12 protein-coding genes and 1 pseudogene are annotated in these 12,522 nt (G+C 66.3%); 9 read left to right on the top strand and 4 right to left on the bottom strand.

The genetic code is table 11. The annotated features are described in order from the left end of the window. Nucleotides 1–248 precede the first annotated feature (248 nt). From ACIA5H_RS22235 to ACIA5H_RS22255, 5 genes are all read left to right on the top strand, one after another. Nucleotides 249–596, top strand: coding sequence for a hypothetical protein (locus ACIA5H_RS22235; protein ID WP_397077228.1), 348 nt, complete (start codon nucleotides 249–251; stop codon nucleotides 594–596). 1,285 nt (nucleotides 597–1,881) lie between these two features. Further along, entirely contained in the window at nucleotides 1,882–2,268 is a 387-nt protein-coding gene (locus ACIA5H_RS22240; protein WP_397077229.1) for a hypothetical protein, read from the top strand. Nucleotides 2,269–2,447: 179 nt separating this feature from the next. Continuing rightward, nucleotides 2,448–3,071, top strand: coding sequence for a hypothetical protein (locus tag ACIA5H_RS22245; protein WP_397077230.1), 624 nt, complete (start codon nucleotides 2,448–2,450; stop codon nucleotides 3,069–3,071). A gap of 277 nt (nucleotides 3,072–3,348) precedes the next feature. Beyond that, the gene (locus ACIA5H_RS22250) at nucleotides 3,349–4,353 is read left to right on the top strand and encodes a hypothetical protein (RefSeq protein WP_397077231.1); all 1,005 of its coding nucleotides are present in this window, start codon (nucleotides 3,349–3,351) and stop codon (nucleotides 4,351–4,353) included. Nucleotides 4,354–5,292: 939 nt separating this feature from the next. Beyond that, the gene (locus ACIA5H_RS22255) at nucleotides 5,293–5,742 is read left to right on the top strand and encodes a Fic family protein (protein WP_397077332.1); all 450 of its coding nucleotides are present in this window, start codon (nucleotides 5,293–5,295) and stop codon (nucleotides 5,740–5,742) included. Here ACIA5H_RS22255 and ACIA5H_RS22260 read toward each other — a convergent pair. Both ACIA5H_RS22260 and ACIA5H_RS22265 read right to left on the bottom strand, forming a co-directional pair. Beyond that, nucleotides 5,704–5,967 (bottom strand): annotated as a pseudogene (locus ACIA5H_RS22260) (hypothetical protein); the annotation flags it as partial. The gene ACIA5H_RS22255 and the pseudogene ACIA5H_RS22260 overlap by 39 nt on opposite strands. 107 nt (nucleotides 5,968–6,074) lie before the next feature. After that, nucleotides 6,075–6,368, bottom strand: coding sequence for a hypothetical protein (locus tag ACIA5H_RS22265; protein ID WP_364428535.1), 294 nt, complete (start codon nucleotides 6,366–6,368; stop codon nucleotides 6,075–6,077). Nucleotides 6,369–7,174: 806 nt separating this feature from the next. Here ACIA5H_RS22265 and ACIA5H_RS22270 point away from each other — a divergent pair. The 4 genes from ACIA5H_RS22270 (at nucleotide 7,175) to ACIA5H_RS22285 (ending at nucleotide 11,057) form a co-directional block, all read left to right on the top strand. Next, the gene (locus ACIA5H_RS22270; protein ID WP_397077232.1) at nucleotides 7,175–8,398 is read left to right on the top strand and encodes a hypothetical protein; all 1,224 of its coding nucleotides are present in this window, start codon (nucleotides 7,175–7,177) and stop codon (nucleotides 8,396–8,398) included. A 159-nt stretch (nucleotides 8,399–8,557) separates the two neighbouring features. Next, the gene (locus ACIA5H_RS22275; RefSeq protein WP_397077233.1) at nucleotides 8,558–8,686 is read left to right on the top strand and encodes a hypothetical protein; all 129 of its coding nucleotides are present in this window, start codon (nucleotides 8,558–8,560) and stop codon (nucleotides 8,684–8,686) included. Between the two features lie 964 nt (nucleotides 8,687–9,650). Continuing rightward, entirely contained in the window at nucleotides 9,651–10,589 is a 939-nt protein-coding gene (whiA, locus tag ACIA5H_RS22280; protein WP_397077234.1) for a DNA-binding protein WhiA, read from the top strand. Between the two features lie 96 nt (nucleotides 10,590–10,685). Further along, nucleotides 10,686–11,057 carry a hypothetical protein gene (locus ACIA5H_RS22285; protein ID WP_397077235.1) on the top strand — a complete coding sequence of 124 codons (372 nt, stop codon included), beginning with the start codon at nucleotides 10,686–10,688 and terminating at the stop codon, nucleotides 11,055–11,057. Between the two features lie 227 nt (nucleotides 11,058–11,284). On the opposite strand, the gene ACIA5H_RS22290 is transcribed toward ACIA5H_RS22285, so the two are convergent. Next, the gene (locus ACIA5H_RS22290; RefSeq protein WP_364428526.1) at nucleotides 11,285–11,533 is read right to left on the bottom strand and encodes a hypothetical protein; all 249 of its coding nucleotides are present in this window, start codon (nucleotides 11,531–11,533) and stop codon (nucleotides 11,285–11,287) included. Between the two features lie 156 nt (nucleotides 11,534–11,689). Further along, on the bottom strand, nucleotides 11,690–12,172 hold the full coding sequence (locus ACIA5H_RS22295; protein ID WP_397077236.1) for a hypothetical protein: 483 nt from the start codon (nucleotides 12,170–12,172) through the stop codon (nucleotides 11,690–11,692). Nucleotides 12,173–12,522 lie beyond the last annotated feature (350 nt).

Consider the following 12,522-nt stretch of genomic DNA (forward strand, 5'->3'; position numbering starts at 1 on the left):
TTTTTTTTTGGTCCCCCCCCCCCGGTGTTTTTGGTTGGGCGGGGGGCAGCCTCGGTTCCGCCGGTCATGGGGTCGTTCGGCCGTGGGCGTGAGGACCCGTACCGCCCCGTCGCGGCCGGACGAGATGAATGGACGCCTCGATCCGACCACGCCGCGCGGGGAAGGCGTTGCCGCCGTGGCGAGCGCAGATCCGATACGGTTCTTTCGCATCCACCTATGTGCTCGCTCCGGCGGAGAGGCGAATTTCGTTGTCCACGAATCCGTTCTGGCGTTCGATGTCGATAGTGGCGGTGTCCGCACTGCTGGCCGCGCCCGCGTACAGCCGGGCCGATCCGGTGGGCGACTCGCACCGGAACGACTTGGACCGCTTCTATCACCAGCCGCTCGAGTGGAAGCCGTGCGGTGTCGAGAACCTGGACAAGGCCGGTGGCGAATGCGCGAACGTCGCTGTGCCGCTGGACTATGGGCGGCCCGGCGGTCGCACGATCACCTTGGCGATATCCCGGGTGAAGGCGAGCGATCCGGCGCGACGGCGGGGCGTCCATCCGCAACGGCAGCCACCGGGGGCGCACCGTTCCGGGGGACTATCTCGCTGAAGGCTCTGGCTCAGGGTGGCCTACGTATGTACCTTTACCGTAGGGGCGGATGTCTGAACCTGTTGCTTTCTCGCACAATATGGACAGGTAAGGAGCTGGGTCGAGGAAGTGTGGGAGATTGCTGAGCGGTTGTCAACTCGATCGGGGCATTTAGCGCGTCTGCGTCGGCTGTCGGTCACCTATCGACGCGGACGCTGCCGGTAGAGCATGGAGTGCGGACCCATCCAGTCGTGATGTGGAGGGTATGGGGTTCGATCTGTCCAACTCTCTAGCGGTCAATTGCCGCCGTAGCCGATTATTTACAACTGTGGCGGCCACCGTCACGTGTCGAGGCGTTCGGCAGCGCACCGATATTGCAATACGATGCGTTCCACTCCTTCCGGTGTCCGGCAACTGAGGCTGGTGCGGGTGATCGCAGGCGACGCCGGCCCTTTTGTCGCCGGCGGTGCGAGTGTAGAGCAGGTCTGTGTGATCACCTGAATGCAGCCAACATTCGACATAAAATGTACCCAGCGTGGGTGAAATTGCCGATATGTCGGTGGCGCTGACGGTCTGGGTGTCTTTCTGCAGAATGTGATACAAAGTGGATACCCAAAAGAGCGTTGACACGTACATCTTGCTACCGAAGACTTACTTGTAGACCGAACATTCAGTATTCGGTCGGACATCCCGGCGGTAGCTGCTGTGGGGAATCTGCTCGGTTATGAATGTGTAGGGCTGACATTCGCCGGGGGCGGTGGGAAATTTGCGTGCGCCGTTGCTGCGCTGTGCGCTGCACGTGTACGAGGTTTACTTCCATTCACTGCCGTGCGACCACTGAAGCTCGCTGTGAAATGTCATCAGTTCATATCAGGCGGCCACTATTCCGATTGTATAGCCTTCGTGCGTCAGTAATGAAAGGAATACTTAACTCATGGACATTCTCGGCCTACGCAGTTTCGAATCTCGTCTCGAGCGGCCTGTCGATCCTGGCGAACGGGATCGCGATTCTGCACTCGTTCGGCGCGATCGACCGGCTTGGTGGGATCCGGCCCTAACGCTGCGGGCCGGCTCCTGGGAGTCCGTCGCTTCTGCGCTGTCTATCTACCAATGCCTTCGATCGTTGAAAGAGGAACTCCATTGCGACGTTTCATTGTACGGATCGTGGCCGAGTCCAGTGTGGCGCTCGGCAGTATCCAGGTCGCTGCGCGAAGCCTGTGCTTGCGCAGTTGTGGAGGTGAGTGCGTGAGTAGGCATCGCCGCTGCCGTACGAGTGCACGAGCCGGGGGAGTGGGAAGCGGTGGCGGTGACCACCGCCGCTGTGATGGCGACGGGCGCTGGCACTGCGGCCGCAGACGAAGGCCCCGTCCCGCTGCCCGGCTGCCCGGTGCTGCTGGTGTTGGACGTGCAGGGCACCTCCGAGTCGTCGCCGACCGCCTCCCCTACTGCGGATTCGGGAATGCTCGGCCGGCTGTTCGCTCCGATAGTCGCTGAGGGAGCGAGCGTGGACCGCGTCTACATTCCCTACCCAACGTCATTCGGTGGTGTGCTGGGCGCCGGACAGGCCACCGACCCGTTCGCCTCCTCGACTGATCAGGCCCCCGCTCGACTGGACGCCACGGCAGCCGAGGTCGTGGACCGCTGCCCACACACGCAGATCGCGCCGCGGGATATTCCGGCGGCGCCGCGGTAGTGTCCGGTTTCGCGCAGGACACCACTGCAGGTATCGGTCCGGTGCCTGCAGATCGAGTGGCCGCGATTGCGCTGCTGAGTGATCCCACCCGACCGGCTGGGACAGGGCCGACACCGAGTCTGGGGGGCCAGGCGTCGCCGAGTGCCCCGCCGGGCACAGACGGCACACACCCCGCACATGTGCGGCTGTCGCCGGTCCCGGGCAGCGGCGGCATTGCCGACCGGGGCACCGACTTCGGTGCCCTTGCCGGGCGAGTGGGCGAGTTTTGCGCGGCGGGTGATTTGGCATGCGATGCCCCCGGTCATGCCGCGGCGCTGCGCACGGCAGCCGGACTCGCGGCGCAGGCCGACCTGCGGGACCCGATCACGGCGGCGGGCAGCCTGGCAGGGGTATGGAGCCACACGGTAACCGAGGCAGCCAATACGGTGTTGCTGTCGGATGTCACGGTTGATCCGGCCGGCCAGGTGAACCAAGCACCCGCGCAAACCGTCTCGCAGCGCCTGGCGGAGGCAGTAGATCCACGCACTCCCGCGCCGACCACGGAGCAGACCCAGGCCGCGGCGGACACAGTCGGTCAACTCGTCGGCGCTATCAGCGCCGACCCTCTAGGACAGATCCCGAGGCTGGTCAATCAGATCGGCGCCGCGGTCGGCGCTGAGATCGCGGCGAACGCTGACCTGCCGAATCCCGCAACCCTGTTGCACTACGCGACCGTCACTGTCGCGCACACCGGGTACGGCGCCAACGGCCAGACCGACTGGTTCGCCGCAGCCTCGCATGATCTCTCGGGGAACGGGCGATGAGTGCCGAAGCGCAAAGCCACACGCGATACGTCTTGGCCTCGAGCGCCGCTGCCGCACCGACGACCGTATTCGATGTCGTTGCGCCACCGAAACGCAGTCCGCGAGGGCTACCGGACCTGCTCGGCGTGGCCGAATTTCCGGTTTCCACGCCGACGATCTGCGCTACGCCGAAGGGATGCTGGCACAGCAGGAGCGGGCATTCGCGTGCGAGATGCGCGCCAGTGGTCGGCGGGCTGAGCGATGTGCCCGGGCGCCACGATCGAGCGGCGGACTCACGATGAGCTTCTACGAGGACGACCAGCCGCGCCACCACGATGATGGTCGTTGCAGACCTGACCGGTTAGGGCTCTATGGGATAGTGCCCGCAGATGGTCTTCTCGCGTGGGGTCCGTTTGGCGCGGAGCATGAACTCGCGCATGCCGAACGCCGCGATGCCGACCCGGCAACCGAATTCGATCTGCTGCGCAGGATCGTGCGGGCCGCAGCGGTCGCTAGCGTGAGCGAGGGAGAGTTCGTCCGTCGGCTGCGCACGCCGCGAATGATGTTGCAGCCACGCTTCGGTGCGAATGATTCGACTGTCGTCGGTTTCTCGCTGCGCGATCCGCGGACAACGCTTCTGCGACCGGAGATATCGGACGCAGAACTCGGTGGCGATTGCCTGCTGCAGGTGCTGCGCCTGGATTGGGACTCCAGCGAACAGGCACGGTCGGAGGCGGCGGCGGAGTGGCGACATGTGCGCATTATGGGCCGACGGGAGCGGGAATCAATCCTGTTGACCTCGCAGGCGATGTGGCAGCGAGCGCTGGTAGATGCCGCACAGTTCAATCACCGCCTACGGCTTACCGAGGCAGCAGATCGCCAAAGCTGGCAGTGGTCGGCCACCCGAGTCGCCGGAGTTCTCGCCATCTGGTCGCTGCGCTCCGAACCCGCCTCCGGTGGCCCGTTGGCCACCGCATCCGAGCAAGTTGCCCGATCCGGCATGGCCCGGAGCAGCGGTCCCCGCCCGAGGCCGGACGGGGCCCCTTCGGCCAGTCTTGCGCGGACTGCGTATGTGCTGGCTCAACAATCGGCCACCGCCCACGACACGGCGCGCGAGACGCTGTTACTCGCGCAGTTGTCCGCGTCGGTGATGCTCATCGCGAAGGCCCATCGCCGCCGCGGCGAGCTACCGGCCGCGATGCGGCTGGCAGAGCGCGCATTGTCGCCACTGGCGGAGCTCGAACGGCTGATGCGCGAGCGCATCGATCCTCTCCCGCCCGACGACGATGCGGTAGGCGAGTAGATGCCGCAAGAGTCGACTACCAGCAAGATCTCGGCCGCTCTGCACGCTGCGCGTGCCGTCATCGGCGACAACGACGCTGAAGGCAATTGGTCTCGTCATCGTTCTGCTGCGTGAGGGGTGCCCGGTGACCGTGCCGCGGCAGCCGCGGCGCGAGGTCGACCTGGCGACGATCACAGCAGCGGCGCGGTCGGCGAGCGCTCGCTTTCCGACTACACCTACGACTTGCTCGATGGGTGATGTAATCGATCGAGCGGTGCTGTGAGCCGGATAAGTAGAGTATTGCAAGCCGTGCGCGACATGCTCAGTGCGGACCACATACACGGCGTCGCGAAAGCAGCGGCGCACCCGCTCTCCAGCACCGCGTACGGTCTTCGGTCTGCGGTGTCGACAACGACGCATGCCGACGAGACGCTCGCGAAATGGCTGGAACGGCACGGCAGGGGATCCGAGGTTGAATCGACGCACGTCGGTGATTTGCCCGAGCGCAAGGAAGCCGGACGTGACGAGCGACCGTCGAACCCCGACAGTACCGACATCACGAGGCCGCCCTTCTCATACAACATTGCCGGGCTGCCGGGGCTGATTGATCAACGGTCGGCGGAGTTGGGGTTGCACACACCGGCCCAGCGTGCGCTGGAATCGAGCTTGTTCATCGACGAGCCGGCCCATCAGGTAGCCCTGCTTTCGCGCTACCCGCGCCCGGAACTGACGTTCGGTGAGAGGGATTGGGCGGGCTATCTGGATGCCCGCGCCTTCGCCCGCCATTACGGTGATCAAGAGTTGACCGTGCCGTTCATGACCGAACTCCACCGGCGAATATCGCAGTTCACTAAGCCCCACATCGGTGGGGTCACTAGTCGCCGCAGGCGGGTAGCCCTCAGCGAGAGACCATTCACCGACAGGGAAGCCGCAATCGAGGCGAATCCCTATCTGGAACACATGCCGCAAGGAACCGTCCCCCTGGGGCCGGACTACAGTGCGGTCGAGTACCGAACCCCGCCGAAGGCAATCGAGGGTGAACTTCAAGCCCTCTCGGACTGGTACAACGTCGATCGCAAACTGCCCGGCACCGACCCCTACCAGCTCGCCGCCGAACTCCAGCGACGTTACATCTCCATCCACCCCTACAGGGACTACAACGGAAGTTCGTCCCGAATCCTGATGAACTGGTCACTGGAAAACCATGAGCTACCCCCGAGCGCACTTTCAGATTTCGACAAAGACATTTTCTCGACAACCGGAGAGTGGACCGACATGGTTCGAGAACGCTTCGATGGCGGCGTCGTCGAAGCAGTCGCCCACGGTTCCGAACGAGGGTATCAGATTGTGTCTGCGGAGATTTTCTCCGAACGACCAGGATGTGAACTGAGTGCCGTGGTCGGCATGTAATATAGCGCCGTGGGATCTTTTCCGTTCCCGGACCGCCATATTCACCGCGTTATTGACTAACGCCGTGTCCGGAACTGTCGAAAAGGACCTCCCGACAACCTTCTTCGTCGCAGCGGTAGCAAATACGGTTGTTCGGCCGCTGTCTGACACTCGAAGTTCACGGGCTGCTCCAGGGGGGACTGCGGCCGAAACGCCGGACGATCGATCTGGAGAAAGGACCACCATGCCTTCGAGGAGGTCTCACCGGCCCGGGGAAGGGGCGGTATCTCCTCTCACCACGCGATACCGACCGCATCCGATGTCGGGCATCTGGCCTCGCTGACGGCGTCGCTTCATGCCGAGTCGCTGGCATTGCAGGCCATGGAGAACCTGGCGAGGCAGACCGGACACGCCGGCGACTTGGCGTTCACTGAACTGCTGGACAACGAGGTGTCCTCATTCCTCGCCGACGATGCGTCGGCTGCTGCGTTGCCTGCGCCCGTGTCGCCGGCCAGGAACCGATCCAGCTGCTCGACGCGGACCGGCGATTCGCCGCCCACCATCTGGCTCTGGCGTTCGTCCCACCCGCCGCGCAGGCGGTCACTGCGGCCTGTGGTGAACCGGAACAACTGATTGCCCAGTTGCACAACGATCTGTCAGTCGATCCTGCGTTCCGCCGCACTTCAGTGAGATCTGTCGTACACGGTGCCCGACCAGGACAACCGCAACGCCACAGCACCATTGATGGGCCGCCGGTGGGGTCGCGGTCGCCCGGATCTCTCGCGGGGTGCGCCACCAGGACCTGCGCTGGCGTCACCGCAGATTCTCGAGTGTGGCGCCCCGGGAACGCGCAGGCGATACCCCAGACATCGGGATCCCTGGGCGAGGGGACGCCGAGATTAAACCGACTGGCCGGTGTTATCGTGGGTGTGTCGTCGGATCTCCCTTCAATCGTCCGGCGACCGGTTTGAGGGAGCACTGTGCGACTCGCCTCCCTACCCGCCCAGGACGCCTTCTCGCATGACGCCCTGGGTGGTGGCGTGTGCGGCGCACTTGCACCGCACACGCGCTCTCCGGTATCGCAGAACTCGGTCGCCCGCTGAAGCCTCCCTCGTCGCCGTCGGTGACGGAGCCGACCGCTGGGTGGTCCCCTCGGATCACACACCCGCTTCGCGGATCACGGCTGCAACGACGACTTCGCCGGTCCACCCGGCCAGGGGTTCGGTCCGGCCCTGCACCCGCGAAGCCGCAGAGTGCGGGCCGGTGGTTGCCCCGGTTCATTCGAAAGAGGTGAATCGGTCGCGCCCGGTTGTTCCTACAGTCGACTGTGTGGCCCTTGGCTGCTCGGCAAGGAACCTCATAGACCGGGGGTTCGCCGGACCCGCGGCGGAGCCGACCCGCGTGGCGCAATCGCCCATCTCCTGGCGTATCCGCCCCCCGAGAGGATTCGACTATGACGACGTATGCACCGGTCACCATCCAGCAGGCGCAGTTCCCGATCATCGAATCGTTCACCCAGGACACCGTGACCAACCCGCACTGGCAACTGCTGGGCAGTGCGCGGCTGCACGGCGGCAGCCTGGAGCTGACCCCCAACACCGATTCCCAAGCCGGGACAGCGTTCCTCGATCAGCCGTTCTCCTCCACGCTCGGGGTCACCATCGACTTCGACTACTCCTGCGAGGGAGCAGCTGGCCTCGGCGACGGCTTCAGCGTCTACGTGATCGACGGCGCGCATACCACCCAGCCCGGCGGTATCGGCGCCGCACTCGGCTACTCCGTCACGAAAACGGGGTCGGGGCAGATCGTCGCGCCGGGAGTCACCGCCGGGTTCGTCGGCGTCGGCTTCGACAACTACGGGAACTTCGCCACGCCGCTGGCCGGTACCGGAGGCGGTGCGCAACGGCCCAACACTCTGGGGGTGCGCGGAGCCGGCAACCTGCGGGAAGGGTTCAGGTGGCTCACCGGCGTTGCGGTGCCGGGTGGCTTCCGAGCGGATTGGGAGCGCGGCGCCCACATCCAGGTCTCCATCGTCGGCGGCCGGCTCACCGTGCGCCACGCCGACAAAACCAACCCGAACGGCACCCTGCTGATCAACGACTTCCATCTCGCCGGCGCCGACGGTCAGCCACCCGTGCCGCAGACCTTCAAACTGGGCTTTGCCGCCGGGACCGGCGCCGCGACCGCCTCCCACCGCATCCGCAACCTCAAGGTGACCCTGCCCGCGGAAATGCCGCTGGAGATCCACGGCCCGCGCACAGCGCAGTCCGGACAGCGAATCGCCTACACCATCGGCGTGCAGAACCTCGGCCCCAACGACGCCCCCGACGCCGTGCTGGACGCCACCGTCCCGACAGAGCTGACCGACTTGGAAGTCACCTGCCAGGCCGAGAACGGAGCCGTCTGCGGCACCGGTTCGGTCCGCGACGGCCTACACATGCCGATCGACCTGCCCAAGGGCAGCAAAGCGACCATCAACCTGACCGGCACCATCGATTCGCAGTACGAAGGCAGGCTCACCTGCACCAGCCTTGTCACCTCACCCTCCCGCGCCAACACCGCCGAACGGCACTCCGGCTCGGTCACCACCGAGGTCGATCGGCCACCGGTCACCGTGTCCCCCGTGATCGTCGGGCAGTGGCCACAGACCTGGCCCGAGGACGCCAAAGGGTGGTGATCAGCTATGAACTCACTCTGGCCGCCCACCAGCAGCGGGTGGTGTGGTGGGAGATCGGCTTCGACGTCCCGCCCCGAACCCGCATCAATCCCCAGCAAACCCAGTGGTACAAGGTGCTCGAGGACGGCACCGACGGATCGGTCGTCATCACCACACCGGATGACACCACACACCATCGAGCCCGGCACACCCCTGACCGTGGCCGTGCAACTGCTCTACCCCTCCCAGCACGAGGCCGGTGACGGCGCCCTGCGCAACCTCCACGCCACCGAGGTGACCCGCCCATAACCCGAACTCCCAGCGATCGCCCGTGGCGTCGGTGCCCGAATTCTGAGGGACTGTGAACACGTGTTGAGACAGAGTCGAGCAGGCCGGGGCACAGTCGGGATAACACCCGTTCGGATTCCCCGGGCCTCTCGTCGAACCACGGCTACGTGCGGCCGAAGGACAGGCACGGACCTGGCAGGCGCGGCCCGCTCGTATCGCTCAGTGCGGCGAGGTGTTCACGTCTTTGGTGGCCGGGCGGCCCTTAACCAAGTTGTGAGGGGCTGAGTCCAAGGCGTCGAGCCGTTCGGCCACACATCAACTCGGGCTTCTCGATGCTGGGCCAGCGCGAGCAGTGCCCACACCTGGTCGAAGGTGAACGGCTCTGCGGGCGCCCCCGAGTCGCTGACTGGGACTGCGGCAGGCTTCATCAGTCCGGCAACCCTGGTGGTCGTGAACGCCCTGCGGACCATGGGCCGGTCCGCAGGGCGCCGCGCCAGCAGGGTCGAATCGTCGGTTACAGTCACAGCCCGCTGCTGCCGAGGGACAGGACGCTGCTTCCGGCGCTGAGCAGCAGCGACAGAATCGACAGGATATTCACTTCGGACTCTCTTTCTCCCGGCCGTCGCCAGGGCTTTCTTGGGCCGGTCCGGGAACGTTTCGAGCGCGTCGGCGCCTCGCTGGCAGGCCGCTCGGGTGCAGCGTAGGCGCTCACTGCGGTTCGGCCGCCGGGTTGCACTGCCCACGTCTGGCAACAACGGCCACTGAGCACGCTCCTCGTCGTGGCCTCCCGCGCAACCGGCGAACCAGCGACAAACCAACGCATACAACGGCACCCGTGGATCCCGGTGGCGGCCTGATCGTCATTCCGGATCGTCGGGTCATCACTCGTCGGTTGCTGTTGCGCTGCGGCCGCGAGATGTGTGGCGCCCGCCCGCGCCGCGCCTGGTGACGGGGCTGGTGGGGGTGTGCTGGCACGGTGAGGGGTGTGGATGACGATTTCCGATCGGTAACCGATATAGCGGCCCTAGAGTTGGGTGCGGCACCGCGAGACGACCACACCGATCGTGTCGAGCTGGTCACGCTGATGCGGTTCGCGACCGGCGACGGTGTGCTCGCGTTCGGTTCCCGGGCCGCGGCATGGCGCGTGTGCACGCTGCTGGGTACGCAACTGAAGACGCCGGGGCGGGTGGCGGTGATCGGGCCGCGGGCGCGGCCGCGGTGGCAGGTGCGGGTGGCGGAGGCGACCGGCGTGCGGATTCGGTTGGGACTGCTCGACCGCCGCCGGGGTGGGCGTCGGGTGCAGGGGCTGCCGCCGGAGGTGATCGCCCGCCTCGACCAGGACGCCGCGGCGATCGCACGGGCGGGGTTCTCGGCCGCGGGGACTGTTCATCTGACCGGCCCGGTGCCGCGACTGCAGATCACCTGTCCCACCCTGGCGGTCGCGTTGGCTGTCGCCGGGGCACTGCGGCGGGTAGGGGCCGTCGCCGGGGTGCGTCACCACGAGCGAACCGGCGCCGAGCAGGTCACCGTGGCCGGGATCGACGCGGTCGCCACGGCGTTGGCCGCGATCGGCGCACCCAGGGCGGCGCAGCGGATGCGCGTGCGCTGGGACGACCGGTGCCGCAGCCGCGCTTACTCCGCGACGCGGGAGCTCACTGCCGCCAACACCGGACGCGCCCAGCATGCCGCCGCCACCCAGGTGGCGGCCGTGCGGGCGGCGCTCGCGGTGCTCGGCGACCGGGTCCCCGACCACCTCGCGGCCATCGCGCACCTGCGGCTGCAACATCCGCAGGCCGGGATGGGCGCGCTGGGGAAACTGGCCAGCCCACCCCTGTCGAAGGACACCGTCGCCGGGCGGCTGCGGCGGCTGATCGCCCTGGCCGAGCGTCACACCACGCAACCCGACACGACCCAAACATCCTGACGATCACCGCAGTGGTTATCTTTCAGCGAAGTCTCACAGTCGGTAGGTTGCTGCGGCCCAGGTCGGCAGCCCTCGATGTGGACAGGAGGTGGGGCGGTGACGTCGTGGCGTGATGCGGCCGGTGGTCATGGTTTCGGCCGGATGATCGAGTTGGGTGTCGAGGCCGTAGTGAACAAGGTCGGTCAGCGGGCGGGGTGCGCACCGCTGAACTGGGAGCTGTTCGTCACCGACGACACCGGCGCGCTCGCGGTCTCCGGCACCACCGCCGGCCGGGACTACAGCGAAGCCCAGGTCCCGGAGATCGTGCAGGCCTGGGCACAATTGCTGGGGTTGTCCCGCGTCGTGCCACCGTCCACGGGTGGGACCATCGAGTACCGGGGCGTCATCGAGGGCATCGAGGTCGAGGTCTGGGGCGTCATCGACCAACAGTTCTTCGATCTCGTCGCCGGACTCGACTTCCCCGAATGACACCGCGCCCAGCATGCGGAGGGCGCATCGGCGTGCGGAAACTGCCACTACCGCTGGGTATCGAGGTGATGACGTGGTCGATGACGCTCGGCCAGGTCCGGGCCAGACCCGAGTCGAGCACGTCATTGCGAACTGCCTCGTTGCGACTGGTTGTGCGGGGACTGCGGCTTCTTCAGCTCTGTCCTGAAGAATCGACAGAGCCGCCAGCGGGGCCTCGGGCGTCGGTGTCAAGGTGTTTCGGGTTGGTCGGGGGTGTCGGTGATGGTCCATGCCGATTCGCCGAGTTCGCCGCCGAACTGGCGTTCGCGGGCCAGATACCCGGAGTCGATGAGTTCCTGTAGCGCTTCGGCAACCTCGGTGGCGTCCTCGGTGCCTGCGGCGGCGATCGACTCGAGGGTGAGGTCCTCACCGCGGCCCGCGGCCAGCAGAAACACCAATACCCCTTTGGCCCGGAACGAGATCCGTGAATCGCGCACGGCCGCAATCCGCACAGCGACACGATCGTCCATCCCGGCGTGTCCCTTTCCCTCGCCGATTGTTTGCGGTGGCACGTGCCCTCCTCGAGGGGTGGGGCGTTGTCGAGGGACGACAGTTGTTTCCAGGATGCCGCCGGGCACCCGGTTGGCAGGCGGTCAGGCTGGCATGCCGCTCGACTCCCACGCTTCGATGGGGTCGCGGGAATACCAGTGACCGCTCCATTCACGCCCGGCTTCCAACGCGGTGTAGAACTCGATGTCATCCGGCAGAGCAGGAGTGTGGGCAGAGAGCACACCCGGCTGGTCGCGGTAGAAGCGGTGGGCGCGCTGCACCGATCGAGCGGCGAGTTCAGCGTGGCAAGCACGGCGGATGATCACCGCCTCGTCATCGGTGCGCCGGTCGGGGTCACTGGTGTGATCCAACGGGTAATGCATCTGATACTCCAGCCGCGCCAACGGCTCACCCGCGTGCTCGAGCAGCCACGCGATCCACGCCGGAATAAACGGCTGCGCCGCCAACGCCCGCTGCGCGAACCCACCGCCGGTGCCGGGCCCGCACGGATCCCCCGACTGCGCCCCGGTGAGTGCAGTGGAGTCCGCCTGGTCGTGATCCCGTCCTTTCCGATGCCTACCTGCCATAGCCGCAAACTATCAGCATCAGTGCGAACATGGACCCCGTTCGGCAACAGGTCCGGCACGAACCATGCCACGCTGAACCCGGCCGCGGCCCAGATCATCGGGTTCCGCCGACCGTGCCCACCATTGTGCGGTGTCGCTTCCACAGGCGGTGGGCGCTGTGGTCGCTGGCCGTATCCGGCGGCGTGACCAGCTCTACTCACCCCCTGGGTAGGCGTGTCTGCGGACGGTCCGGTGCCCGAACTGCGAGGATGATCATTCATGTCCAGGGGCAAGGAAAGACCCGATCGACGTGCCGGGCAGCGCGCACGCGGCCCGCGCGCCGAGACGAGCGGTCTGGTCACGGCGATACA

The sequence above is a fragment of the Nocardia sp. NPDC051900 genome, from assembly GCF_044452545.1.
GTDB lineage: Bacteria > Actinomycetota > Actinomycetes > Mycobacteriales > Mycobacteriaceae > Nocardia > Nocardia sichangensis.